We start from the raw sequence: 22,825 nt of genomic DNA, 5'->3' as shown, positions 1-22,825 counted from the left end.
CGGATCGGATGAGCAAGCTGCGGGTGGGCGTAGCTGGGCCGGTGGGCTCGGGCAAAACGGCCCTGGTGGAGGCCCTGTGCCGGCGGCTGCGCGATCGCCTGCAGCTGGCGGTTGTCACCAACGACATCTACACCCAGGAAGACGCCCAGTTCCTCACCCGAGTTGGGGCCCTAGAGCCCGAACGCATCCGCGGCGTCGAAACCGGTGGCTGCCCCCACACCGCCATCCGTGAGGACTGTTCGATCAACCGAGCTGCGGTGGCCGAGCTGGAGGCGGCCTTTCCCGATCTGGATCTGGTGCTGGTGGAGAGCGGCGGCGACAACCTGGCTGCCAGCTTCAGCCCGGAACTGGTGGATCTCTGCATCTACGTGATCGATGTCGCCGCTGGCGACAAGATCCCCCGCAAGGGCGGTCCGGGGATCACCCGCTCCGACCTGCTGGTGATCAACAAGATCGATCTGGCCCCGATGGTGGGGGCCATCCTTGAGGTGATGGCAGCGGATACCGAGCGCATGCGCCCTGGGCGCCCCTGGTGCTTCACCAACATCCGCAGCGGCGAAGGGCTGGAGGCGGTGGAGCAGTTTTTGTGGGCCCAGCTGCCCTAATTGGCTTGCTTTTAGTGGAACCGTTGCAACCGCTACAAAGCCAAAATGGGACTACTGGATACCTTCCTACAACCGCTGAGCAGAAGCGGAACATTCAGCGGTTTCCCGTAGGAGTTTTTATGAAGTCTTCCCTGATGCGCAAAACCACCATGCGTTACGTCGCTGGCGCTACGGCGATGGCAGCCAGCCTTTCGCTCGTGGCCTGCGGCGGCGGCGAAAAAGCCTCTGGCGATTTTGATGGTGAAGTGAAGGTGGGGATTTTGCATTCCCGCTCAGGCACCATGGCCATCTCCGAAAACACGGTGGCTGAAGCCGAGTTGATGGCGATCGAGGAGATCAACGCCAAGGGCGGGATCACCATCGAGGGCAAAAAGCTGAAGATTGTTCCCGTCGAAGAAGATGGTGCCTCTGACTGGCCCACCTTCGCTGAGAAAGCCAAAAAACTGATCGATCAGGATCAGGTGGCTGTGGTGTTTGGTGGCTGGACCTCAGCTAGCCGCAAGGCGATGCTGCCGGTGTTTGAAGCCAAGGATCACTTCCTCTTCTATCCGATCCAATACGAAGGTCAGGAGTGCTCCAAGAACATTTTCTACAGCGGTGCTACCCCCAATCAGCAGGCGGAACCCGCGGTCTCCTGGCTGCTGAAGAACAAGGGCAAGGACTTCTTCCTAGTGGGCTCCGACTACGTGTATCCGCGCACCGCGAACACGATCATGAAGGAGCAGCTCAAGGTTGAGGGCGGCAACCTGGTGGGTGAGGACTACCTGCCACTTGGCAACACTGAGGTGGCTCCGATCATTGCCAAGATCAAGCAGGCCCTGCCCAAGGGTGGCGTGATCGTCAACACCCTTAATGGCGATAGCAACGTTGCCTTCTTCAAGCAGATGAAGGCTGCTGGCATCACCCCTGCCAACGGCTACGCGATCATGAGCTTCTCAATTGCTGAGGAGGAGGTTGCGGCAATCGGCCCTGAGTACCTGGAAGGCACCTATGCGGCCTGGAATTTCTTCCAGAGCCTGGATACACCAGCTTCCAAGGAGTTCACCAAGAACTTCAAGGCCAAATATGGCGAAAACCGAGTCACCAACGACCCGGCTGAATCTGCCTACAACATGATCTATCTCTGGGCCGCTGGAGCGGAGAAGGCCAATAGCGTTGACAACAGCGCCGTGCGCAAATCGCTAATCGGGGTTACTTTCGATGCCCCCCAGGGCAAGATCGAGGTGCAGCCCAACCATCACACCACCGAGCTGGTGATGATTGGTGAGGTCCAAAAGGACGGCATGTTCAAGATCATCGAAGATAAGGGTGTGCTCAAGCCGATTGCCTGGAACCAGTTCGTTCCCGAAACCAAGGGCTACACCTGCGATTGGACGCAGGATCGTCCTGACGCTGGCAAGTTCAAGATGTGATCAGCCCACTTTGATTAGCTGCAGGGGGGGGAGACATTTAGTCTTCTTCCCCTTTTTTATTTTTGTTCCTTTGTCCCCTTCGGGACTCCATGACAGCTCTTTACGACACGCTCTTCAACGGGCTGGCGATCGGCTCGGTGCTGATGCTGGCGGCGCTTGGCCTCGCTGTGGTCTTCGGCCTGATGGGTGTCATCAACATGGCCCATGGGGAGTTGATGATGCTCGGCGCCTACACCACCTTCGTGGTGCAGAACCTGCTCAAGAACGGCCCCCTTTCCGGCCTCTTCCCCATCTATTTACTGATTGCGATACCGATCGCCTTCCTGGTTAGTGGCTTGGCCGGGCTGCTTCTCGAGAAGACGGTGATTAGGCGCCTCTACGGCCGTCCCCTGGAAACCTTGCTGGCCACCTGGGGCGTCAGCCTGATCCTGCAGCAGTTCGTGCGTTCAGTTTCCACGGCCTTCTTTCTCGGCTTGCTGCTGGCGGTGTTGCTGGGGATGTTCGCGCCGCGTCTCACCCCCCAGATCTGGTGGCAGAGGCGTTGGGCGCCGCTGCTTGGCGTTGGCGGCTGGGTGTTGGCCGGCGTTCTGGGTATTGGGCTGGCTTCGGCCCTTGGCAGCGTGAGAGCCCTGGATCAGCCTTGGTTCAGTGCTCGCAACATTGATGTCACGGCGCCTCAGTGGCTGCGTGGTTCGATCGATTTGGCGGGGGTGACAATGCCCACCGGCCGTCTGTTCATCATCGCGCTGACGGCAATTGCCCTTGTGGCGGTGAACTGGTTCCTGCAGAAGAGTGTTTGGGGTATCCGCATTCGGGCCGTCACCCAGAACAGGCCGATGAGCAGTTGCCTTGGCATCCCCACCCAAAAGGTCGACGCCCTCACCTTTCTGGTTGGCTCGGGGCTGGCCGGGGTGGCCGGTGTTGCCGTCACCCTGCTGGGTTCGGTGGGCCCAAACCTTGGCGGTAATTACATCGTTGATTGCTTCATGGTCGTGGTACTCGGTGGGGTCGGCAAGCTGCTCGGCACCGTGGTGGCGGCCCTCGGCATCGGCATCTTGAGCTATGTGCTCGGCTCTGGTTCCCTCCTGTTGCTTTGGCCGACGATGCCCGCCGGCCTGAACGAGACGATCACCTTTTTTGCCACCACATCGATGGCAAAGGTGCTGGTGTTCGTGCTGATCGTCGTCTTCCTGCAGTTCAGGCCTGCAGGCCTGTTCCCGCAAAAGGGACGCATGGTGGAGGCCTGAGGCGATGAGCAGCTCACCTTTCCTTATCGTTTTTCTGCGTCGCTGGTGGCCCTGGATTCTGATCGTGGCGGCCGCCCTGATCCTGCCCTTCGTGTTGCCGCCCTTTCGGCTCAACCTGCTCGGTCGCTTTTTGGCTCTTGGCATCGTCGCTCTGGGTGTTGATCTGATCTGGGGTTTCACCGGCCTGCTTAGCCTTGGTCAGGGAATCTTCTTTGCCCTCGGCGGCTATGCCCTGGGTATGCATCTTTCGCTCAATTCGCTTGAGCCTGGCCAGTTGCCGGAGTTCTTCAGCCTCTATGGCGTCAAGAGCCTGCCCCTCTTCTGGCAGCCGTTCAATTCGCCCCTGTTCACGCTTTTGGCGATCTGGGTGATTCCAGCGATTGTGGCTGGAGTACTGGGCTTTCTTGTATTTCGTAACCGCATCAAAGGGGTGTACTTCTCGATCCTCACCCAGGCGGCCCTGCTGGTGTTTTTTAACTTCTTCAACGGCCAGCAGAAGCTGATTAACGGCACCAACGGTCTCAAGACAGACACCGCTCGCTTCTTCGGTGAGCTGGTGGGTTCCGATGGCATGCAGCGTTACCTCTTTTGGATCACGGTGTTGCTCGTGGTGGCTGCCTGGTTCCTCTGCCGCTGGCTTACAAGCGGTCGCTTTGGCGATGCCCTGGTGGCAGTGCGCGATGACGAGCCGCGGCTGCGCTTCACCGGCTACAACCCCACCGCCTACAAGACCCTTGTGTTCACCGTCGCTGGTGCTCTTGCCGGTATCAGTGGTGCCCTCTACACCGTGCAATCGGGCATTATTTCGCCCCAGTTCATGTCGGTTCCCTTTTCGATTGAGATGGTGATTTGGGTGGCGGTGGGGGGCCGCGGCACCCTGATCGGCGCCGTGTTCGGTGCGGTGTTGATCAACTACGCCAAGAGCCTGATCAGCGAACAGCTACCCGAAACCTGGCTGTTCGTTCAGGGGGGGCTTTTCCTGCTGGTGGTTACAGCCCTGCCCGATGGGGTAGTGGGCTGGTGGCGCAAAGGCGGGCTTCGCCACATTCAGGCGATGGTGGGCTGGCCGCCGCTGGCTCCCACCTATCCCGGCCTTGACCTCGATCCACTCGTACAGGCCGAGAAGCGCGAGATTGAAGCCCGTGCCCTTGCTGAAGAAACCGGTTCCACAGGATCTGGAGGTTTGCCATGACTGCTCTGCTTGAACTGCGCCAAGTGAGTGTCAGCTTTGATGGCTTCTGGGCGCTCAATGACCTCAATCTCTCCCTCATTCCCGGCGAACTGCGGGCCGTTATCGGCCCCAACGGCGCTGGCAAGACCACCTTCCTCGATGTGATCACCGGGAAGGTGAGGCCTACCAAGGGGGATGTGTTTTTCCGGGGTCGCTCGCTGGTGGGCATTAGCGAGCACCGCATCGCCAGGCTCGGCATCGGCCGCAAGTTCCAGGCGCCGCGTGTCTATCACAACCTCACGCCACGGCGCAATCTTGAGTTGGCCGTCAAGGGCAGCCATTCGCCCTTCACCCTGCTGTTTGGCAGCCTCAGTGCCGCCCAGCGCGACCGAGTGCAGCAACTGCTCGCCGTTGTGGGCCTGGAAGTCCACGCCTCCCAGCAGGCCGGCAGCCTCTCCCACGGCCAGAAGCAGTGGCTGGAGATCGCCATGTTGCTGGCCCAGGATCCCGAGGTTCTACTGGTGGATGAGCCAGTCGCTGGGCTCTCCGATGAGGAGACCGAGCGCACCGGAGAGCTGTTGCGCAGCCTCGCCGGTGATCACACCGTGCTGGTGATCGAGCACGACATGGACTTCATCCACGAACTCAATTGCCCAGTCACGGTGCTGCACGAGGGCCATGTGCTCTGCGAGGGCAGCATGGATGAGGTGCAGCGCGATCCTCGCGTTATCGAGGTGTACTTAGGAGTTGAGGACCCAGCATGACCAGCACTATCTCCCGCGGTGAACCTGCCACCCCCCATCCCCCCGAGGGTAGTGATGGGCACCTACTCGCCATCCGTGGCCTCAACGTTTACTACGGCGAGAGCCACATTCTGCGCAACGTCGATCTCTCGATCGCGCCGGGCCAGATGGCCTGTCTGATCGGCCTCAACGGTGTCGGCAAGACCACCCTGCTTAAGACGATCATCGGCTTGCTGCGCCAGCGCAGTGGTTCGGTGCAGCTTGAGGACAAGGACCTGACGTCGCTACTGCCGCACCACCGGGCCCGGGCCGGCATCGGTTACGTGCCCCAGGGGCGAGAGATTATTCCCCAGCTCAGCGTGCGCGAAAACCTACTATTGGGCCTTGAAGCCCTGCCGGGGGGTATGGGTCGCCATCGCCATATCGACCCGCTGGTGTTTGAGCTGTTCCCCGTACTGGAGAAGTTTCTGGCCCGCCGTGGTGGCGACCTCTCCGGTGGTCAACAGCAGCAACTAGCCATCGCCCGAGCCCTGCTCGGCAAGCCCCGCCTGCTGCTGCTCGATGAACCCACCGAGGGCATCCAGCCATCGGTGGTGCTCGACATCCAGCGGGCCGTGAGCCGCATCATTCGGGAGACAGGTATTTCGGTGTTGCTGGTGGAGCATCACCCCAGCTTTGTGCGCCAATCCGACTGGTACTACGCCATGCAGAAGGGTGGAATTGTGGCCAGTGGCGCCATGGCAGATCTCAGTTCGGAGATGATCCAGCGATTCTTGAGCGTTTGAGGTTGTATAGGTGGTGGTTAATCTCACTTTGAAATTTGATGCGTGCTTACTTCGCGGCGGCCTTCGCGGCGGCCTCTGCGGCCACTCTCTGCAGCACCACCTTGATTGCCGGCCTGGCTCCAGTTCAGGCCCAAACCTGCCAATTCCTGGCCCCGGTGGGAGGTAATGGCACCACCAACATCGTGCTCAAGACAGTGGGCCCGGGCAATCCGTTTGGCCGTCCGAACTGGAACACCGATTTCTTCGTGACCCAGCCCTACGCCATCTACAAATTTTTCTTCACAGCTGATTCCTCGGTGAGTGCCACCTACCCGATCCAGGGCTACCTCAAGTTCACCGATGGCTCCAATCTGCAGGTGATCAACGAGTCGTTCGCCCCCCAGATGGGTACGGGCCGCATGTGGGGCCCCTTCCCGGCGATTCCCGGCAAAACCGTCAGCCAGCTCAACTTCAAGATCGGTGCCAGTGCCGACCAGGCGGCCACCGGCTTCACCTATCGGATCTCCACCATGGGTTGCAATTGACTGCGTTGCAACTGACTGCATTGCAACTAACCGCAGGGGCGATCGGGCAGGAGTAGTTGGCGCCAGAACTTTTCGGGCTGCTGGCCGGGCTGCTGGCCGCTGCTCGCCAGGGGCACCGCGCCCAGGTGGCTGATCGGCCGGCAGCCGAGGCTGTTGATCAACCAGGCCGCCCCAGCCCCGAGCAGATCCTGTTCCCCGATCACGGCCTCCGCCACCAGCCCCCGCTCCAGGGCCCGCCGCCGCATCACCCCCGGCAGGCAGCCGCTGCTCAGCGGTGGGGTGATCCAGCTGTCCCCTCGCCACACCAGCAGGTTGGCGGTGGTGCCGCAGCAGAGGCCGCCGGCTGAGCTGGGCAGCAGGGCATCGTCGGCGCCGGCGGCGCGGGCCTGGCGGCGGGCCTGGATCGAGGCCCCATAGGCGAAGCTCTTGCAGCGGCTCAGCAGGCTGGTGGCGCTGCGGGTTTCGGTGGGGCTGACGATCACCCGCAGCGGCGCGAAGCAGGGCTCGATGGCGCTGAGCTGCAGCCAGAAGCGGGGCTCGTCGTTGCCGGCCAGGTCGATCCCCCGGCTGGTGCTGCTCCGGTCGCTGCTGCCCCGGCTCCAGTTGAGCCGCAGGGCGCCGCTGCTGCCCAGGGCCGTGCCGATGCCGCTGCGGGCGGTGGCTGCGCCCAGCAGGCCCTCTACGGTCGCTGCCCCCGGTGGTGGTGGCAGCCCCAGCAGGGCCGCCGAGCCCTGCCAGCGCTCCAGGTGCTCCGCCAGCAGCCAGGCGCGGCCGGCCTCCACCAGCACCGTTTCAAACAGGCCGTCGGCCAGCAGCAGGCCCCGATCGTCGAGCGGTATGGCCAGGTCAGCGGGGCTACCCCAGCAACCATGCCCCGAGCCATCCCCCAGCCAGGCAATCGCGGCGGCCATGGGCTGGGGGCGATTCACGCCAGGGCCTCCAGCAGCGGTTGCAGTTTCCAGCCCAGCTCCTCGGCTTCGGCGGCGGGATCGGAGTCGGCCACGATGCCGCAGCCGGCGTGGGCCCGTAGCCGCTGGCCCCGCAGCAGCAGCGAGCGGATCAGGATGCTGCTGTCGAACTGCCCGTCGGCCCCCAGCCGGAACAGGGAGCCGCAGTAGGGGCCCCGGGGTACCGGCTCCAGGCCGTGCAGCCGCTGGCAGGCCCGGATTTTTGGGGCCCCGGTGATCGAGCCCCCCGGCCAGCAGGCCCGCAGCAGGTCAATGGCGCTCAGCCCATCGCCCAGCTGGCCCCGCACTACTGAGGTGAGGTGGTGCACCTGGCGATAACTTTCCAGCCCCACCAGTTGGGGCACCTGGATCGAGCCCGGCAGGCACACCCGCCCCAGGTCGTTGCGCAGCAGGTCAACGATCATCACATTCTCAGCCCGGTCCTTGGCACTGGTGACCAGGTCGGCGGCGGCGTCGGCATCGGCGTCGGGGTGCTGGTGGCGGGGCCGGGTGCCCTTGATCGGCCGCGTTTCCACCTGCCCCGTTCCATCCAGCCGCAGGAACCGTTCCGGGGAGGCCGAGAGCACCGCCTCACCAGCCGCTGCCGCTCCGGCGACCGCCAGGCCACCGAAGGGTGCGGCGCAGCTGCGGCGCAGGCGGCCGTAGAGCTCCAGGGGATCGGCGGGGTTCGCCAGTTGCTGCTCGCAGCAGGCGGTGAGATTGGCTTGGAAAAGATCGCCGCTGGCGATCCAGGCCAACACTTGCTCCACCTGATCGGCGAAGCGCTCGGGGGGCGTGTGCCAGTGCCAGGAGGCTGGCGCGATCGCGGCCGGCGGTTGGCTCGCAGGCGCGGTGCCTAGATCAAGCCGCTCCAACAGGGCAGCGAAGCTGCTCAGCCGCCCTGGATCTTGACCCTCGAGCCACTGCTGCTGGCTGCCATGGTCAAACACCAGCACCGGGTCGTGGCGGGCGGCCCAGAGCAGGGCCATGTCGGGCGACTGCCAATGGGGTGCGGGCTCCACCCAGGCCCCGGCTTCGTAGCTGAGCCAGCCCATCCAATGGCCGCCGCCCGCCGCCAGATCGGCCAGCAGCGCAAATGGATCCCTGGCTCGGGCCTCCCCCGGCAGGCCGCGGCAGATGCGCTGCTCTAGGGGCGCCAGGCCGAGGCGGCTGCAGGGGCCCTGGGCGCTGCCATCGCTATCGAGCCACACCAGACCCTCCCTGCCCAGCTCGGCCGCCAGGGCTTGCACCAGGGGCCAGGGATCCCGCCAGGGCAGGGGGTGATGCAGGGGCTCGCGGTGGCGGGGCGGGCTCATACCCCGGCTGCCAGCAGGGCGGCATCGCGAATGCGGCAGCTGTCGCACACGCCGCAGGGCCGCTCGCCACCCTCGTAGCAGCTCCAGGTGCGCTCGATCGGCACGCCCAGCCGCCGGGCCTCCTGCACGATCCGGGTTTTGCTCCAGCTCACCAGGGGTGCCCAGAGCTGGGCCGCGCGGCCTTCGCGGCCGGCCTTGCTGGCCAGCTCAGCCAGGGTCTGGAAGGCTTCGAGGTAGTCGGGGCGGCAGTCGGGGTAGCCGGAGTAGTCGACAGCATTTACGCCCAGCACCAGCTTCTGGGCGCCGCGGGCCTCAGCCAGGCTCAGCGCCAAGGCGATGAACACGGTGTTGCGTCCCGGCACGTAGGTGCTCGGGATTATGCCCGCCTCAACCCCGGCGCTGGGTACGGCGATGGCGGTGTCGGTGAGGGCGGAGCCACCCCAGGCGGCCAGGTTGACGGCGATGGTGTGGTGTTCAGCCAGTCCCAGGAGCGGGGCGAGTTCGGCGGCGGCCTGCAGTTCGCGGCGATGGCGCTGGCCGTAATCCAGCGACAGCCCGATCACCCGATAACCGGCTTCGATCGCCAGGGCCGCGGCGGTGGCTGAATCCAGGCCGCCGGAGAGCAGGGCGATCGCGGTCGGCTGGCGAGCAGTGGATCGGCGGCCGGTGGGTTGGTGGGGGATGGACACGGGGGCGAGGGTCTGATTCGCGAGCCGCTTCGGGAGGTTGTACAGATGTACATCCTCCCTGAGGCGACCGATGGCCATTCACGCCACGATGGCGGCAGTGCAAAGGCAAAGTGTTGATGGTGCGCGTTCGCTTTCAGGCCTGGGTTGCAGTGGCCATGCTGCTTGGGGGCTCCGCAGCCGCGATCCCCCGGCTCGATCTCTCGAGCCATCCCAAACCCGCCGCCGGCGATCGCCGCTGGGTGATCCAGCTGCCGGGGGTGCTGCCTCCCCAGGCCGATCCGGCGCTGTCAACCAACCCCGCCGACTGGCGGGTCCAGCTGATCGTGGGCCAGATGGTGGAGCTCGATTGCAACCGGCAGACCTTCGGCGGCAAGCTGCGGCCCGTGAAGCCCGCCCAGCCGGGCGGCCCCCTGCTCTATCGGGTCACCGATGTGGGGCAGCTGGCCTCCACCCGCATGGCCTGCCCGCCGGATCAGCCCCGGCGCCGCGCCTTTGTGCCGATGGCTGGCAAGGCCTTTGTGGTGCCCTACAACGCCAGCCAACCGATCGTGGTGGATGCGCCCCGGCCGCTGGAGCTGCGCTGGCGGCTGTGGAAGGCCGAGGTCCAGGAGCGGCCGGCCCGCCTGCAGTGATCAGCGCAGCCCCAGCCACTTGTGGCTCTGGAGACTGAGCCGCCATTGGGGATGCCGCAGCACGTGGGCCGTGGCCAGGGCCTGGCCGCTCTGCGAGTCCCAGCCCGGCTGCAGCAGCAGCGCTGGCTGGTTGCCAGCGGCGGCGGCCGCTGCCGCCATGGCTTCGGCGAAGGCCAGATCGCCGGCCCCGTGCACCACCACCTTGAGTTCGTGGCAGCTCGCCAGCAGCTCGGTTGTGGGCGGCCGGTGGGCTTTGGGTGAGAGGGTGATCCAGTCGAAGCGGCCGCTCAGGGGATCGACGCCGCTGGTCTCCAGATGCAGGGGCAGGCCGCTGCTGGCGAGGGCGGCGCAGAGGGCGGAGAGCTCGTGATGCAGGGGTTCGCCGCCGGTGACAACCACAAAGGCGGCCCCTGCTGCTGCAGCTGAGGCGGCTTCGGCGGCCAGCTCGGCCAGTGGGCGCAGGGGGTGGGGCGCCGCGGCCCAGGAATGCTTGGTGTCGCACCAGCTGCAGCCCACGCCGCAGCCCGCCAGGCGGATGAAGAAGGCGCTGCGGCCGGCGTGGATCCCTTCCCCCTGCAGGGAGTGGAAGGTTTCCACCACCGGCAGGGCCTGGCTGGGCGGTGCCGGTGGTGGATTCGGATTGGGTGTCGGTGGCTGGGGCGCAGGGGTCAAAGGGCTTGCCGGGGCCAGCAGGGAGATCCCATCGATTCTCCTGGCAGAGGACGTGGCTGTCCTACATGGCGAGCCAGCAACGTTTTATGCCTTCCAGTGCCGAAGGGCCTCCAGGGGCGGAGCTGGGCGGGTAGTTGTTGCTCAAAGGCTTTCGGTCGCTAGGGCGGGCTGGTTGCAGGTACCGGCGCAGTTGTCAGGGTTTTAGGGTTCGGCACCGCCCTGCTGGAGGCCGTAGTCGGCAGCGTTGATCGACACGCCAAGCGTGGATAAACTTTCAGGGGCCCTTTGCCCGCCTGTGAACTCAGGTGAGAGCAGATCCTCGCCGCTCAGGCTTGAAGCGGTTGCGCGAAAGCCACCTGGGCGGCCCGCTGCTGGGCCGCCTCGATCAATCCCCGGAAGAGGGGGTGGGGCTTGCCGGGGCGGGAGAGGAATTCAGGGTGGTATTGGCAGGCGGTGAAGAAAGGGTGGCTTGGCAGCTCGATCAATTCCACCAGCCGGTTATCCGGTGATGTGCCGCTGATGGTGTATCCCGCTTCGGTGAAAAGGCTGCGGTAGGCGTTATTGAATTCGTAGCGATGGCGGTGGCGCTCATACACCACTTCGTCGCCATAGAGCCTCTGGGCCATGGTGCCGGCTGCCAGGCGGCAGGGGTAGACGCCCAGGCGCATCGTGCCGCCCAGATCCACCACGTCCTGCTGCTCGGGCAGTAGGTGGATCACCGGGTGGGGCGACTCCCCATCCAGCTCGGCGCTGGTGGCTCCCTCCAGACCCGCCTGGTTGCGGGCCCACTCGATCACGGCGCACTGCATGCCCAGGCATAGGCCCAGGAAGGGCACCCGCTCTTCCCGCGCCCAGCGGATCGCCGCCACCTTGCCGTCCACGCCCCGGTTGCCGAAGCCGCCCGGCACCACCACCGCATCCATGCCCGCCAGCAGCGCTTCGGCCCCCTGGGTTTCGAGCTGTTCGGCGCAGACCCAGTGCAGATCCAGCGAGGCGTCCCGATCCAGGCAGGCGTGGCGCAGGGCCTCCACCACAGACAGGTAGGCGTCGTTGAGCTGCACGTACTTGCCCACCAGGGCCACCTTCACGGCCGGGCCGGGGTGACGCAGTTTGGTCACCAGCTCCTGCCAGCGCCCCATGTCGCTTGGGCCGTTGCTGAGCTGCAGCACGTCGAGCACCTCGCTGCAGAGGCCCTCCTGCTCCATCGCCAGGGGCACCGCATAGATGCTGTCGGCATCGAGGGCCTGGATCACTGCCCGCTGGGGCACGCCGCAGAAGCCGCCGATTTTGCGCCGCAGCTCTTCGCTCACCGGCCGGTCGCTGCGGCACACCAGCAGATCGGGCTGGATGCCGATCGAGCGCAGCTCCTTCACCGAGTGCTGGGTGGGTTTGGTCTTGAGCTCGCCTGAGGTGCCGATGAAGGGCAGCAGGGTGACATGCACGTAGGCGATGTCGTGGCGGCCCACGTCGCCGCGGAATTCCCGGATCGCCTCCAGGAAGGGCAGGGATTCGATGTCGCCCACCGTGCCGCCGATTTCGCCGATCACCACGTCGGCATTGCTGTTGGCGGCCACCCGGTGGATGCGCTCGCGGATTTCGCCGGTGATGTGGGGGATCACCTGCACGGTGCCGCCGTTGTAGTCGCCGCGCCGCTCCTTGTTGATCACCGCCTGGTAGATCGAGCCGGTGGTGACGCTGTTGAGCCGCGACATGGCCGTGTCGGTGAAGCGCTCGTAGTGGCCCAGATCCAGATCTGTTTCGGCGCCGTCTTCGGTGACGAACACCTCGCCGTGCTGATACGGGCTCATCGTGCCCGGATCCACATTCAGGTAGGGGTCGAGCTTGAGGATCGAAACGCTGTAGCCGCGGCTCTTGAGCAGGCGCCCGAGGCTGGCGGCCACGATGCCCTTGCCGATGCTGGAGACCACCCCGCCGGTGACGAAAACAAACTTGGCCATATCCCGCCGGCGGATTCTTCAATGTACCGGGCGCCCCAAGCACCCTCGCCCCTGCGGCTCAGGCCTCCAGCAGGCTGCGCAGCATCCAGGCGGTCTTCTCGTGGATCTGCAGCCGCTGGGTGAGCAGGTCGGCGGTGGGCTGGTCGTTGGCGCCATCGGCGGTGGCAAACACGCTGCGGATCGTGCGGGCCACCGCTTCGTGGCCCTCCACCAGCTCGCGCACCATGGCCAGGGCACCGGGCACGCCTGCAGTTTCGGGAATTGAGGAGATGCCCGCATAGGTGGCGCCGCCGTAGGGGGCTGGGCAGCCAAGGGCGCGGATGCGCTCGGCGATGGCGTCTAAGGCCATCCAGAGTTCGGTGTACTGCTCCATGAACATCAGGTGCAGGGTGTTGAACATCGGCCCGGTCACGTTCCAGTGGAAGCCGTGGGTCTTGGCGTACAGCACGGTGCTGTCGGCCAGCACCTGGCCCAGCCCCGCGGCGATCTGGAGGCGCTGGGCTTCCGGGATGCCGATGTCGATCGGGGGGGCGCCGGTGGGAGCGGCTGGATTGGAGGCCATGGGGCTTATGCGTAATAATTCCGTTTTAGTTGGTCGGTGGGGCCTGGCAGCCCTGTGTTGAGCTTTGTTGTTCCGCAGGCCACCGGCGTTCCCGTCAGGCGGCTGAGCTGTCCCTGGAAATAGACGTGCTGGCACCGCGACACCTGAACGCTTACGGGAAATTTAGGTTTGTGATCAAGAGGCTTGTGATCAAGCGGCTTATGGCCCTGCTGGGAGCTATCGAGAGAGATGGTAAGCACTGCGCCGATGAGGCAATTTTAGCCGGCCTATTTGTGGGTGCTGGAAGTGTATATATTGCCGAAAAGCTACACCAGTCAAATGCGTTTGGGCTCCATTTATTGGTTAATGCATCGCTGCATCTGGCAGGGCCGATTGCCTGTGCGCTGCTGATCACCATGAGGTTGAGCCCCCATTGGGTTCGTTTTTATCGGCTCGGGATTGGTGCTGCTTGGCTAAGGGTCGTTGTGCCCGCGGCGGTTACTGGCGCTATTTTGAACTTTTATTTTCTTTTGGCCTCCGTTGTTGCTGGAGTATTAATTAGTTCTCGTCAGGATGTGATTGGTGAATTCCGGCTTATTTTTGCTGCCGTAAGGGCCGCAGACTTGGCCCTTTCAAGCTTGGAGGCAAGTGTTTATGTCATGATCGCAAGTACATGGGCCTTGATAGAGTCTAGGTCTAGCATCGGCAAGGGTAAGCCCATTGCCCTGGTGATTAGCTCGGTGACGGTCCATGTCTTTGCTGCTGTGATGGCGACAAAAATTGCTTGGATCTTTGTGCGCCAAATGATTTTCTAAAAAGCTGGTGGAATGAAGCGAGATAGTTGGATTTTTAGCTCCATTACCTTTGTGCTCCTCGGCGCCACATTGGTGGCGTTCGCCCTGGAGCAGGGCTGGATTTCCTGGTGGCAAAGGCCATTGCGGATCACCATGGTGGCTAAATCGGCGAAATCCTTGAGCCCTGGCATGGAGGTCAAATTGTCTGGCCTGACTGTTGGTCGGCTCAAGACCCTCTCGATAGCAGACGATGCCCGTATAATTGGAAAACTTGATGTGGACCCAAGCTATGCAAATTTTATCGGCCCATCCAGCGTTTTGAGGGTGGATCAGGAGGGGCTTATTGGGGATTCCTTTATTTCCATAACGCCAGATTTATCTAAGACGAAGCCTAAAGAGCTGAATCGGGCAAGTGATTCAACGCTTGAGCTTCCTCTCGATCCTGCACTTGATACAAGGGAATTGTTGATAGGCCTGGCGCAAACGCGTATGCGGCTTGATGCAACAATTGCCAATGCGGGTAAGGTCTTTGCCAGTGATGTCCCGATCACATTGAGTTCCATGCGTCAAGGGGCGGGATTTTTTTCTGATCTGGCCAAGGCTCTTCAAAAGGAGACCGAAGATACAGCGCCTGTGGTGCGAGAAACTTTGCAGAGTGGCCAAGCAGGTGTCAATCAGCTTGGCGCAGCCGGCGTGAGTGTCATAGTTACAAGCGAGGAATTGCGTGGTCTAATTCAGACACTCAAGGCCATGTTTGATCGGTAGCAGTTTTGCCATTCATAGGGGGAGGCTGGGGTGGCCAGGGAGTCACCCCTCCTCCTCCGTCCAGGTGCTCGCCACATGCAGCTCCTCCAGTTGCTTGTCGGCCACCCCGGCCGGGGCCTGGGTCATCAGGCAGCGGGCCTGCTGGGTTTTGGGGAAGGCGATCGTGTCGCGGATCGAATCCTCGCCCGCCAGCAGCATCACGATCCGGTCCACGCCGTAGGCCAGGCCGCCGTGGGGCGGGGCGCCCATATCGAGGGCCTCCATCAGGAAGCCAAACTGGCGCTCTGCTTCCTCCAGGGGCAGGCCGATGGTCTGCAGCACCTGGCGCTGCAGGGCCGAATCGTGGATGCGCAGGGAGCCGCCGCCTAGCTCCAGGCCGTTGAGCACCAGGTCGTAGGCCTGGGCGCGGGCCGTGGGCAGCGTTTCGGCCCAGGCGGCCGGATCTGCCCCAAGGTCTGCGGCGTTGGGGGCGCAGAAGGGGTGGTGCAGGGCTTCGAGCCGGTTTTCGCCGGCGTTGAACTCGAACATCGGGAAGTCCACCACCCAGAGGAAGTTCCACTGGTCGTTCTGCCGCTCGCCCTGCACCAGGCCCAGCTCCCTGGCCAGAAACTGGCGCACCCGATCGAGGGCCTTATTCACCGTGGCGGTGTCGCCTGCGCCGAACAGCAGCAGGGTGCCGGGTGTGGCGCCGCTGCGGGCCAGCAGCTCGGCTTTTTTGTCGTCTGGGAGGTTGTCCTTGATGGCTCCGATCGTGTCGATCTCGCCGCCCTCGCGTACGCGGATGAAGGCCAGGCCGCCGGCCCCGGCCTTCTGGGCCTCGCTGAACACATCGCCGCCGGGCTTGATGCGCACGTTGCTGATCGCCTCGTTGCCGCCGGGCACGGCGATGCACTTCACCGCGCCGCCGGCGGCCACCGCCCCTGAAAACACCTTGAAGCCCATGTCTTTGACCAGGTCGGAGACATCGCACAGCTCCAGGCCGTAGCGGGTGTCGGGCCGGTCGGTGCCGTAGCGCGCCATGGCCTCATGCCAGCTGAGCCGCGGGAAGGGGCGCGGCAGCTCGATGCCCTTGACGGCCTGCCAGATGCTGGCGATCAGGGCTTCGTTGAGCTCCAGGATCTGCTCCTGGCCCATGAAGCTCATCTCCATATCCAGCTGGGTGAATTCCGGCTGGCGATCGGCCCGCAGATCTTCATCGCGGAAGCAGCGGGCCACCTGGTAATAGCGCTCGATGCCGCCCACCATCAGCAGCTGTTTGAACAGCTGGGGTGACTGGGGCAGGGCGAACCACTCGCCACCGCACACCCGACTGGGCACCAGGTAGTCGCGGGCGCCCTCGGGGGTGGAGCGGGTGAGCACCGGGGTTTCCACCTCGATGAAGCCGGCCTCTTCCAGGAAGCGGCGCATGGCCTGCACGGTGCGGTGGCGCAGGCGCAGGTTGCGGGCCATGCGCTCGCGGCGCAGGTCGAGGTAGCGGTGGCGCAGGCGCAGCTCCTCGCGGGTGTTCTCCTCGTCGTGCAGCGACACCGGGAAAGGCAGGTTGCCCTTGACGGCATTGAGCACGGTGATGGAGGCCGCCATCACTTCCACCTGGCCGGTGGCCAGCTTGTCGTTGATGGCGTCGGCGGGGCGCTGGCGCACGGTGCCGGCCACCTGGATCACCGTTTCGTTGCGCAGGTGCTCCGCTACGGCGAACATTGCGGCGCCGTTGTCGGGATCGACGGTGATCTGCACGCTGCCGCTGCGGTCACGCAGGTCGACAAAAATCACACCGCCATGGTCACGGCTGCGGTCTACCCAGCCGCACAGCTCTACGGCCTGACCGCTGGCGTCTTGGCGCAGGTCGCCGCATCCGTGGCTGCGCATGGGGAGAAAGCAAGCGAATCCGCGATTTTCCCACGGCGCCGTCAGCGCCGGTAGAAGGGCCGCTTCACCACGGTGGCCGGCTCGGCCTTGCCCCGAACCTCCACCGCCAGCTCGGTGCCCAGCTTGGCGGCGGCGACGGGCACGCTGGCCAGGGCGATGGCCTTGCCCAGGCTGGGGGACCAGCTGCCACTGGTCACCTCGCCCACCACTGCGCCGTTGTGCAGCACCGGGTAGCCGTGGCGTGCGATCGCCCGGCCCTGCAGTTCCAGCCCCACCAGCCGCCGCCCCACCCCCTCGGCGCTCTGGCGCTCCAGCACCGCCCGGCCGATGAAGGGCTTGGGCATCTCCAGGTGCACCAGCCAGCCCAGCCCCACCTCCAGGGGCGTGGTGCTGGCATCCATCTCACTGCCGTAGAGGTGCATGGCGGCCTCCAGGCGCAGGGTGTCGCGGGCGCCGAGACCGCAGGGGGTGACCCCCGCCTCCAGCAGCTGGCTCCAGAGGTCCAGGCCCGCCTGGCGGGGCAGGAGCAGCTCGAAGCCGTCTTCGCCGGTGTAGCCGGTGCGGCCCACAAAGGCGGTGGCCCCCGCCAGCTCCAGCTCCCGGTGGCCGAAGCGGGGCAGGCCAGAAAGACTTTCGCCGCAGAGGGCCTCCAGGCGCACCTGGGCCTCGGGCCCCTGCAGGGCCAGCAGTACCCCATCGCCCTTGCGGTCGTCGATGGTGATGCCGGCGGGCTCCAGCTGGCTGCGGATCCAGGCGGTGTCGGTGTCGGCACAGGCGGCGTTGATCACGAGCACCAGCTCATGGCTGGCTGCTTCGCCCTTGGCTCCCTGGCGCCAGCCCCGGTCGTAGACGATCAGGTCGTCGCGGATGCCGCCGGCCTCGTTGAGCAGCACCGTGTAGCAGGCCTCGCCGGTGCCGATGCGGAACAGGTCGGTGGGCACCAGTCTCTGCAGGGCATCCTTGACACCATCGCCCCGCAGGCCCAGCACCCCCATGTGGGAGATATCGAAAACGCCGCAGTGGCTGCGCACGGCGGTGTGCTCGGCCACCAGGCCTGAAAATTGCACGGCCATCTCCCAGCCGGCGAAGGGCACCATCCGGCCGCCAGCCGCCCGGGCTGCTTCGAATAGTGGGGTGTGCAGCAGGGTCATGGGGGGATCCTATTGGGGGGTCGCGGCAATCACGAAGGAACTCGAAAGATTCGGGTTTCTTGCTTCCCAGCAGTGCCAGGCGTCCATACCTTGGGAGACCAAATCCCGATCTGTTGATGGGTCAAAGACCCTGCTGTCGTAGCTGCCGCCATTGCGCCCCGCCCAGGGGGGCGGAAATGGGCTGGTGCCAGCTGCGCCAGTTGCAGATCCACCCCGAGCTGGCTACCGAGCTGTGGTGCCACCACTGGACGGCCCGGCCACCGCGGCTGCCGGTGCTGGCGGGGGGGCAAGGCGCCGGATCAGCTGATGACTCCCTAGCTGGGTCCCTGGCGAATCAGCAACTCAGCCTCGATGCCGTCCTGGGCCAAAGCTGAAGCGGATATAAATTTTTTACATGACTGATCGGCCTGGCCGCTTTGCCTGGCCACAGCAGGGATGCTGCGTTATTAAGTTATCTGATGGTTCCCGGAGGAGGCTGAGATGACCGCAACTATGTCGATCACCACCCCTATCGAGTTGATGGCGGCCCAGGTGGACTGCGAGATACTCACCCTGCCCACCGGTGCCAAGGTGTTTTCCCGCGGGGAGCGGGCCGATTCCATCTATGGGGCGCGGCGCGGCATCGTGGAGTTGGTTGGCGAAGGTGGGGAAAAACTCTGCTACCGGCCCGGCGAGCTGTTCAGTTACCAGGACATCGTCTGGGGCGATGGCTGCTACCGCAATGAGGCCCTGGCCCGCACCCCGGTGGAAATCCTGCGGCTCGATCGCCTCCGCTTCCTCAACCTGCTGCACAACCACCCCACCCTGGCCGTGCTGTTGATCAGCCAGCAGCATGAACGCCTGCGCGAGCAGCGCACCAGCGGCACCTGCTGCTACTGAAGCTCCCGCTCGATCGCGGCTGGGATGGCGTCGAAGCCGCCCCGCTGCCAGCGGGGACTCCAGATCTCCGAGCCACAGACGACGGCCGCGGCTCGGGTGGGGTCCGGCTCCAGATAGCGACGGCCGTCTGTGGCGGCGAACGTCCAGCTCCACCAGCCGCTCGGATACATGGGCACCCAGCCATACATCGGGTCGGCGAAGCCGAACACCTCGCGGATCAGCTTCACCGTGTCGATGTGCACCTGGCGGAAGGCCTCGGGTGATTCGCTCTGGGTGGCGAACACGCCGCCGGGCCGCAGGATGCGGCGGCAGTGCTCGAAAAACGCCCGGTTGAACAGGCCTTCGGCCGGGCCGGCCGGGTCGGAGCCATCGACGATCACCACGTCGTAGCTGGCATCGGGCGCATTGGCGGCCCAGGCGATGCCGTCGCCCACCGTCAGCTGGAAGCGGGGGTCGCTCCAGCAACCGCCGCCGATCAAGGGCAGGTACTGCTGGCTCCACTCCACCACCAAGCCGTCGATCTCCACCAGGTCGAGCTGCTTCACGCCGGCGTGGCGCAGGCACTCGCGGGCGGTGCCGCCATCGCCGCCGCCGATCACCAGCACCCGCTTGATGCTCGCCGCGCCGCAGAGGGCCGGATGCACGATCGCCTCGTGGTAATGCCGCTCCTGGCGCTCGGCCGTCATCCAGCAGCCATCGAGCAGCAGGCCCTTGCCGTAGCGCTGGCTGTCGATGATGGTCACCCGCTGGATGGGTGACTGGGCCTCGGCGACCACCGTGCCCTCGAGTCCGTAGCGCACGCCGTCGAAGATCTCGTCGATCCAGCCTGGGCTGGGTGGGGTGCTGCTCGCGGCCATGGACGGGAAGGATCACCTCTCCACATTTGCGCATCACGGGTTGCCGATCCCCCTGGGCTGTCCATGACAGGCTTTGGTGATGACTGGTGGGGTGCCTGGCGATATGCGGCTGAGTGGGCGGTGGGTGATCCCCGCTGCTGAGCTGCGCTGGCGCTTCTCGCGCTCCTCCGGCCCGGGGGGCCAGAACGTGAACACCACCGACTCCCGGGTGGAGCTGGTGTTTGATCTGGAGGCTTCCGCTGCCCTGCCGCCCCTGCTCCAGGCCCGGGCCCTGCGGCGGCTGGAGGGGCGGCTAGTGGAGGGGTGCGTGGTAATCGCTGCCAGCGAGCACCGCTCCCAGTGGCAGAACCGGGTGGCGGCCCAGCGGCGCCTGGTGGAGCTGCTGCAGGAGGCGATCAAACCACCGCCGCCGCCGCGGCGGGCCACCAAGCCCACCCGGGGTTCAAAAGAGCGCCGCCTCGCCGCCAAGAAACTGCGCAGCGCCATCAAGGGGCAGCGGGGGTCGCGTCCTCTGCTGCCGGAAGACTGAGCTGTTTGTGGATGCCTACAGGAGCATGTACATCTGTACAACCTCCCGGAAGCACCAGATCGGCAGCGGGCCTGCCGCCTCAGCTGCCAGCCGGCGGCCCGTTCTCCGCCCGGATCTGGGCCTTGGCCTGCTGCCATAGGCCTTCGAGCTCGCCGATGCTGCGGCCCTGGAGATCGCCGCCCAGGGCGGCCTCCACCCGGGAGAAGCGATTGAGAAAGCGCCGATTGGTGCCGGCCAGGCCCTCTTCCGGGTTGATCCGGCACCAGCGAGCCACGTTCACCAGGGTGAACAGCAGGTCGCCCAGCTCCTCCTGGGCATGGCGGTGATCCCCGGAGGCCACAGCTTCTTTGAGCTCGTCGAGCTCCTCGTGCACCTTCGCCCACACCCCCTCGATGTCATCCCACTCGAAGCCGGCCGCGGCCGCCTGTTTGGAGATGGTCATGGCGCCGGCCAGGGCTCCCTGGCCGCGCACCTTGCGGGTCAGGCGCTCGCTGAGGGGGCTGGCGGAATTTGCGCTTGCGCCCTCGCGCTCGGCCTGCTCCTGGACCTTGATCGCCTCCCAGCTGGCCGGCTCGCCGCCGAACACGTGCGGGTGGCGGCGCACCAGCTTGGCGCTGATGCCGCGGGCGATCGCCGCCAGGTCAAAGCGCCCTGCCTCGCCGGCGATCTGGGCGTGCAGCACCACCTGCAACAGCAGGTCGCCCAGCTCCTCGGCCAGGTGGTTGTCGTCGCCATGGCGGATCGCATCGGCCACCTCATGGGCTTCCTCGAGCAGGTAGGGCACCAGGGAGGCGTGGGTCTGCTCCAGGTCCCAGGGGCAGCCGGTCCTGGGGTCGCGCAGCCTTGCCACCACGGCGATCAGCTCGGCGAGGGCCTCAAGGGTCGGGGTGCTGGAGGGGGAGCCCATGGGGGTGGCGGGGCGCGGTAGGGCCACCCTCTCATCGCCACCCTCTCATCGGCGCCGTTTGCGCCCCCGCCGCTTGTGCCCCCGCCGCAGCAACCGCGGCGTTTTGGGCATCGGATCACCGTCCTGCACCAGATGCAGCCAGGCGCTGGCCTCCAGCCCCACCAGCGCCGCGATCACCAGGGGCTGGTGCCCGCGCCAGAGCTGCTGGGCCAGCTGCGCCAGGGCGGCGGGGGTAGGGGTGCCGAGGGGTTGGGCCAGCCAGCTGAGGCCGATCAGCAGGCTGCCCAGGTAGAGCAGCCGCCCGCAGCTGCCCAGCAGGGGGCTGTGGGAGAGCAGGGAGCGATGGCGCAGCAGGTTGCGGTAGGGCCACCAGAGCAGCCGCAGGACTCCCCAGCGGCGGGTGGGATTGGAGCGGGTGTCGAGGTCGGGGGAGAGCAGCAGGCCCCCCAGCAGGAAGGCCAGGCTGGCGCAGGCCGCCCCGGCCAGCCCCTGCCACGGCCACCACAGCAATCCGAAGGGCAGACACAGTCCCCAGGTTGCTCGGTCGTGGCTGGGGCCGCTGGCCATGGTTGGTTGGTGTAGGTTGCGCAGCAAGCGCGATTAGCTCAGCGGTAGAGCGCCTGCCTTACAAGCAGGATGTCGCTGGTTCGAACCCGGCATCGCGCATCTTATCTTTTTGCTCCGCGTAGTAGCCGCGGCGGCTGTCAAACAGTTTGGGCCAGTAATTTTGGCTTAATAATCGCAGTCTAGCGATTTAAGGAACTCACCAATTCTTGGTGCACAGGCCTGGAGTACATGCTGCAAAGAGGTGTGGCCCCTGCCCGAGCCGGAATCGCCAATCTGAACGATTTCCATTTTCTCGGCAAGTATGCGCCTGGCCTCATCCAACTGGCCCAGCTCAACTGGCACCATTTCGTCGCCGTCAATTGCTACGGCAAGCACTTGGGCTTCAATCGCTTCAAGTGATAGGGCAGCGTTGAATGTGTCATTGGCGCGCAATTGGTAGATCCAGTCGTTGGCATCTAGTTTTGCGGCGATTTTCTTTGCCAGCCTGGGCAGGTGCCGGAGGGCTAGCTCCCTGGTGGGGGCAGCTCTCCATAGGTGGTTGACCCCGGACATAAATATCCAATAGGTCATGATGGCTAGGGGAAAGTTGCGTGGGGGCTCAAGGTAATTGCCACCATCCCAGCTTGGATCAATGAGCAAGGGCTCAATTCCGAGATAATCCTGCATGCCACGACGGCCAGCCAGCGGAAAGGGAGAGGCGACCATCGGAATGATGCTCTTGGCCGCCTGGGGATATTGAATTGCCCATTGCCATGCGAGCCTGCCGCCCAAGGAGCTGCCGATCACGGCCCGTAATTGGTTGATACCCAGGTGATTGGTTACCAGGTCGTGCTGGGCCCGAACCACATCCCCATGCTGGTAGGAGGGGAAGTTCATGCGCAGGCCATCGCTTGGTTTGCTTGAGCCGCCTGCACCAATGTTGTCTGAGATAATCACAAAGGTTTGGCCCAGATCGAGCGGCTGGCCGGGGCCATACATGCTGTTGGCCCACCAATCCTCTGTGAATATCTGCCAGCTGCATGCGGTTCCATGAATGAGCAGAACCGCATTTTGGATCTGTCCATTTGAGTCAAGCTGGGGCATGCCCAGGGTGGTGTAATTAATGCGCGCAAGGGCAAGTGTCTGGCCGCTTTCAAACTGAAAGTTCTCGACCAGGTGAAACTTCTCTCCGCTGTTTACGGCGAAGGTATCTCGATCGGCCATGTTGCCCTGCTTCGGATTCTTGATCCCCAGCCTTGGGGCAGCATTTGGCCATGTTGTCCAGCCAA

Annotated in this window: 25 protein-coding genes and 1 tRNA gene; 14 read left to right on the top strand and 12 right to left on the bottom strand. The window is 64.8% G+C overall.

Annotated features, from left to right (window positions below):
* Positions 1–8 precede the first annotated feature (8 nt).
* From ureG to H8F27_RS06845, 7 genes are all read left to right on the top strand, one after another.
* Positions 9–605 (top strand): urease accessory protein UreG, encoded by a 597-nt coding sequence (gene ureG, locus H8F27_RS06875; RefSeq protein WP_197152512.1) that lies wholly within the window; start codon positions 9–11, stop codon positions 603–605.
* Between the two features lie 119 nt (positions 606–724).
* Positions 725–2,017, top strand: coding sequence for an urea ABC transporter substrate-binding protein (gene urtA, locus H8F27_RS06870; RefSeq protein ID WP_197153413.1), 1,293 nt, complete (start codon positions 725–727; stop codon positions 2,015–2,017).
* A gap of 89 nt (positions 2,018–2,106) precedes the next feature.
* A complete protein-coding gene (gene urtB / locus H8F27_RS06865; RefSeq protein ID WP_197152510.1) occupies positions 2,107–3,264 on the top strand; it encodes an urea ABC transporter permease subunit UrtB in 1,158 nt (385 codons plus the stop codon).
* Positions 3,265–3,268: 4 nt separating this feature from the next.
* Positions 3,269–4,456: an urea ABC transporter permease subunit UrtC gene (gene urtC, locus H8F27_RS06860; protein WP_197152508.1), complete on the top strand. Its 1,188-nt coding sequence runs from the start codon at positions 3,269–3,271 to the stop codon at positions 4,454–4,456.
* Positions 4,453–5,199 (top strand): urea ABC transporter ATP-binding protein UrtD, encoded by a 747-nt coding sequence (urtD, locus tag H8F27_RS06855; RefSeq protein WP_197152506.1) that lies wholly within the window; start codon positions 4,453–4,455, stop codon positions 5,197–5,199. The genes urtC and urtD overlap by 4 nt, the downstream gene beginning before the upstream one ends.
* Complete coding sequence (gene urtE, locus H8F27_RS06850; protein WP_197152504.1) at positions 5,196–5,963, top strand: urea ABC transporter ATP-binding subunit UrtE; 768 nt, start codon at positions 5,196–5,198, stop codon at positions 5,961–5,963. Before urtD ends, urtE begins: the two co-directional genes overlap by 4 nt.
* 38 nt (positions 5,964–6,001) lie before the next feature.
* Entirely contained in the window at positions 6,002–6,487 is a 486-nt protein-coding gene (locus H8F27_RS06845; protein WP_197152502.1) for a hypothetical protein, read from the top strand.
* Positions 6,488–6,513: 26 nt separating this feature from the next.
* On the opposite strand, the gene H8F27_RS06840 is transcribed toward H8F27_RS06845, so the two are convergent.
* The 3 genes from H8F27_RS06840 to queC are packed head-to-tail and all read right to left on the bottom strand — an operon-like array spanning position 6,514 to position 9,517.
* Complete coding sequence (locus tag H8F27_RS06840) at positions 6,514–7,416, bottom strand: aminotransferase class IV (RefSeq protein WP_370594474.1); 903 nt, start codon at positions 7,414–7,416, stop codon at positions 6,514–6,516.
* The gene (locus H8F27_RS06835; protein ID WP_197152500.1) at positions 7,413–8,750 is read right to left on the bottom strand and encodes an anthranilate synthase component I family protein; all 1,338 of its coding nucleotides are present in this window, start codon (positions 8,748–8,750) and stop codon (positions 7,413–7,415) included. Before H8F27_RS06835 ends, H8F27_RS06840 begins: the two co-directional genes overlap by 4 nt.
* Complete coding sequence (gene queC, locus H8F27_RS06830; RefSeq protein ID WP_197152498.1) at positions 8,747–9,517, bottom strand: 7-cyano-7-deazaguanine synthase QueC; 771 nt, start codon at positions 9,515–9,517, stop codon at positions 8,747–8,749. The genes H8F27_RS06835 and queC overlap by 4 nt, the downstream gene beginning before the upstream one ends.
* A gap of 38 nt (positions 9,518–9,555) precedes the next feature.
* Between queC and H8F27_RS06825 the strand changes: the two genes are divergently transcribed.
* A complete protein-coding gene (locus H8F27_RS06825; protein WP_197152491.1) occupies positions 9,556–10,071 on the top strand; it encodes an ecotin family protein in 516 nt (171 codons plus the stop codon).
* On the opposite strand, the gene H8F27_RS06820 is transcribed toward H8F27_RS06825, so the two are convergent.
* From H8F27_RS06820 to H8F27_RS06810, 3 genes are all read right to left on the bottom strand, one after another.
* Positions 10,072–10,743 (bottom strand): 7-carboxy-7-deazaguanine synthase QueE, encoded by a 672-nt coding sequence (locus tag H8F27_RS06820; RefSeq protein WP_370594473.1) that lies wholly within the window; start codon positions 10,741–10,743, stop codon positions 10,072–10,074.
* 326 nt (positions 10,744–11,069) lie between these two features.
* The gene (locus tag H8F27_RS06815; protein ID WP_197152490.1) at positions 11,070–12,701 is read right to left on the bottom strand and encodes a CTP synthase; all 1,632 of its coding nucleotides are present in this window, start codon (positions 12,699–12,701) and stop codon (positions 11,070–11,072) included.
* A gap of 58 nt (positions 12,702–12,759) precedes the next feature.
* Entirely contained in the window at positions 12,760–13,263 is a 504-nt protein-coding gene (locus H8F27_RS06810) for a Dps family protein (RefSeq protein WP_197152489.1), read from the bottom strand.
* Between the two features lie 200 nt (positions 13,264–13,463).
* Between H8F27_RS06810 and H8F27_RS06805 the strand changes: the two genes are divergently transcribed.
* Both H8F27_RS06805 and H8F27_RS06800 read left to right on the top strand, forming a co-directional pair.
* A complete protein-coding gene (locus H8F27_RS06805) occupies positions 13,464–14,057 on the top strand; it encodes a hypothetical protein (RefSeq protein ID WP_231596569.1) in 594 nt (197 codons plus the stop codon).
* Positions 14,058–14,069: 12 nt separating this feature from the next.
* Positions 14,070–14,801 carry an MlaD family protein gene (locus H8F27_RS06800; protein WP_231596568.1) on the top strand — a complete coding sequence of 244 codons (732 nt, stop codon included), beginning with the start codon at positions 14,070–14,072 and terminating at the stop codon, positions 14,799–14,801.
* Positions 14,802–14,843: 42 nt separating this feature from the next.
* On the opposite strand, the gene aspS is transcribed toward H8F27_RS06800, so the two are convergent.
* Together aspS and gcvT are read right to left on the bottom strand one after the other, a co-directional pair.
* Entirely contained in the window at positions 14,844–16,667 is a 1,824-nt protein-coding gene (gene aspS / locus H8F27_RS06795) for an aspartate--tRNA ligase (protein WP_197152480.1), read from the bottom strand.
* A gap of 41 nt (positions 16,668–16,708) precedes the next feature.
* Complete coding sequence (gcvT, locus tag H8F27_RS06790; protein WP_197152478.1) at positions 16,709–17,818, bottom strand: glycine cleavage system aminomethyltransferase GcvT; 1,110 nt, start codon at positions 17,816–17,818, stop codon at positions 16,709–16,711.
* Positions 17,819–17,994: 176 nt separating this feature from the next.
* Between gcvT and H8F27_RS06785 the strand changes: the two genes are divergently transcribed.
* Together H8F27_RS06785 and H8F27_RS06780 are read left to right on the top strand one after the other, a co-directional pair.
* Positions 17,995–18,192, top strand: coding sequence for a hypothetical protein (locus H8F27_RS06785; RefSeq protein WP_231596567.1), 198 nt, complete (start codon positions 17,995–17,997; stop codon positions 18,190–18,192).
* A 106-nt stretch (positions 18,193–18,298) separates the two neighbouring features.
* Positions 18,299–18,697 (top strand): cyclic nucleotide-binding domain-containing protein, encoded by a 399-nt coding sequence (locus H8F27_RS06780; protein WP_231596566.1) that lies wholly within the window; start codon positions 18,299–18,301, stop codon positions 18,695–18,697.
* Here the strand turns inward: H8F27_RS06780 and speE are convergent.
* Positions 18,691–19,554, bottom strand: coding sequence for a polyamine aminopropyltransferase (gene speE, locus H8F27_RS06775; RefSeq protein WP_197152474.1), 864 nt, complete (start codon positions 19,552–19,554; stop codon positions 18,691–18,693). The genes H8F27_RS06780 and speE overlap by 7 nt on opposite strands.
* Before the next feature lie 79 nt (positions 19,555–19,633).
* Here speE and arfB point away from each other — a divergent pair, with 79 nt between their 5' ends.
* Positions 19,634–20,083 (top strand): alternative ribosome rescue aminoacyl-tRNA hydrolase ArfB, encoded by a 450-nt coding sequence (gene arfB / locus H8F27_RS06770; protein WP_197152472.1) that lies wholly within the window; start codon positions 19,634–19,636, stop codon positions 20,081–20,083.
* Positions 20,084–20,162: 79 nt separating this feature from the next.
* Here arfB and mazG read toward each other — a convergent pair whose 3' ends face one another.
* Positions 20,163–20,990, bottom strand: coding sequence for a nucleoside triphosphate pyrophosphohydrolase (mazG, locus tag H8F27_RS06765; protein WP_197153409.1), 828 nt, complete (start codon positions 20,988–20,990; stop codon positions 20,163–20,165).
* 45 nt (positions 20,991–21,035) lie between these two features.
* Positions 21,036–21,557, bottom strand: a complete 522-nt coding sequence (locus H8F27_RS06760) for a metal-binding protein (protein WP_197153408.1) — start codon at positions 21,555–21,557, stop codon at positions 21,036–21,038.
* A gap of 27 nt (positions 21,558–21,584) precedes the next feature.
* Here H8F27_RS06760 and H8F27_RS06755 point away from each other — a divergent pair.
* Positions 21,585–21,656: transfer RNA gene (locus H8F27_RS06755), tRNA-Val, on the top strand.
* Between the two features lie 66 nt (positions 21,657–21,722).
* Here the strand turns inward: H8F27_RS06755 and H8F27_RS06750 are convergent.
* Complete coding sequence (locus H8F27_RS06750; RefSeq protein ID WP_197152470.1) at positions 21,723–22,760, bottom strand: alpha/beta fold hydrolase; 1,038 nt, start codon at positions 22,758–22,760, stop codon at positions 21,723–21,725.
* Between the last annotated feature and the right edge of the window lie 65 nt (positions 22,761–22,825).

It is taken from the genome of Synechococcus sp. CBW1108 (genome assembly GCF_015840335.1).
Taxonomy (GTDB): domain Bacteria; phylum Cyanobacteriota; class Cyanobacteriia; order PCC-6307; family Cyanobiaceae; genus Cyanobium_A.
This window is presented reverse-complemented; position numbering and strand designations above follow the sequence as displayed.

What these genes read in the sequence shown, in the direction of transcription:
- ureG (WP_197152512.1), top strand. Translation starts at nt 9, where the DNA reads ATGAGCAAGCTGCGGGTGGGCGTAGCTGGGCCGGTGGGCTCGGGCAAA.
- urtA (WP_197153413.1), top strand. Translation starts at nt 725, where the DNA reads ATGAAGTCTTCCCTGATGCGCAAAACCACCATGCGTTACGTCGCTGGC.
- urtB (WP_197152510.1), top strand. Translation starts at nt 2,107, where the DNA reads ATGACAGCTCTTTACGACACGCTCTTCAACGGGCTGGCGATCGGCTCG.
- urtC (WP_197152508.1), top strand. Translation starts at nt 3,269, where the DNA reads ATGAGCAGCTCACCTTTCCTTATCGTTTTTCTGCGTCGCTGGTGGCCC.
- urtD (WP_197152506.1), top strand. Translation starts at nt 4,453, where the DNA reads ATGACTGCTCTGCTTGAACTGCGCCAAGTGAGTGTCAGCTTTGATGGC.
- urtE (WP_197152504.1), top strand. Translation starts at nt 5,196, where the DNA reads ATGACCAGCACTATCTCCCGCGGTGAACCTGCCACCCCCCATCCCCCC.
- H8F27_RS06845 (WP_197152502.1), top strand. Translation starts at nt 6,002, where the DNA reads ATGCGTGCTTACTTCGCGGCGGCCTTCGCGGCGGCCTCTGCGGCCACT.
- H8F27_RS06835 (WP_197152500.1), bottom strand. Translation starts at nt 8,750, where the DNA reads ATGAGCCCGCCCCGCCACCGCGAGCCCCTGCATCACCCCCTGCCCTGG.
- queC (WP_197152498.1), bottom strand. Translation starts at nt 9,517, where the DNA reads ATGGCCATCGGTCGCCTCAGGGAGGATGTACATCTGTACAACCTCCCG.
- H8F27_RS06825 (WP_197152491.1), top strand. Translation starts at nt 9,556, where the DNA reads ATGGTGCGCGTTCGCTTTCAGGCCTGGGTTGCAGTGGCCATGCTGCTT.
- H8F27_RS06815 (WP_197152490.1), bottom strand. Translation starts at nt 12,701, where the DNA reads ATGGCCAAGTTTGTTTTCGTCACCGGCGGGGTGGTCTCCAGCATCGGC.
- H8F27_RS06810 (WP_197152489.1), bottom strand. Translation starts at nt 13,263, where the DNA reads ATGGCCTCCAATCCAGCCGCTCCCACCGGCGCCCCCCCGATCGACATC.
- H8F27_RS06805 (WP_231596569.1), top strand. Translation starts at nt 13,464, where the DNA reads ATGGCCCTGCTGGGAGCTATCGAGAGAGATGGTAAGCACTGCGCCGAT.
- H8F27_RS06800 (WP_231596568.1), top strand. Translation starts at nt 14,070, where the DNA reads ATGAAGCGAGATAGTTGGATTTTTAGCTCCATTACCTTTGTGCTCCTC.
- aspS (WP_197152480.1), bottom strand. Translation starts at nt 16,667, where the DNA reads ATGCGCAGCCACGGATGCGGCGACCTGCGCCAAGACGCCAGCGGTCAG.
- gcvT (WP_197152478.1), bottom strand. Translation starts at nt 17,818, where the DNA reads ATGACCCTGCTGCACACCCCACTATTCGAAGCAGCCCGGGCGGCTGGC.
- H8F27_RS06785 (WP_231596567.1), top strand. Translation starts at nt 17,995, where the DNA reads ATGGGCTGGTGCCAGCTGCGCCAGTTGCAGATCCACCCCGAGCTGGCT.
- H8F27_RS06780 (WP_231596566.1), top strand. Translation starts at nt 18,299, where the DNA reads ATGACCGCAACTATGTCGATCACCACCCCTATCGAGTTGATGGCGGCC.
- speE (WP_197152474.1), bottom strand. Translation starts at nt 19,554, where the DNA reads ATGGCCGCGAGCAGCACCCCACCCAGCCCAGGCTGGATCGACGAGATC.
- arfB (WP_197152472.1), top strand. Translation starts at nt 19,634, where the DNA reads ATGACTGGTGGGGTGCCTGGCGATATGCGGCTGAGTGGGCGGTGGGTG.
- mazG (WP_197153409.1), bottom strand. Translation starts at nt 20,990, where the DNA reads ATGGGCTCCCCCTCCAGCACCCCGACCCTTGAGGCCCTCGCCGAGCTG.
- H8F27_RS06760 (WP_197153408.1), bottom strand. Translation starts at nt 21,557, where the DNA reads ATGGCCAGCGGCCCCAGCCACGACCGAGCAACCTGGGGACTGTGTCTG.
- H8F27_RS06750 (WP_197152470.1), bottom strand. Translation starts at nt 22,760, where the DNA reads ATGGCCGATCGAGATACCTTCGCCGTAAACAGCGGAGAGAAGTTTCAC.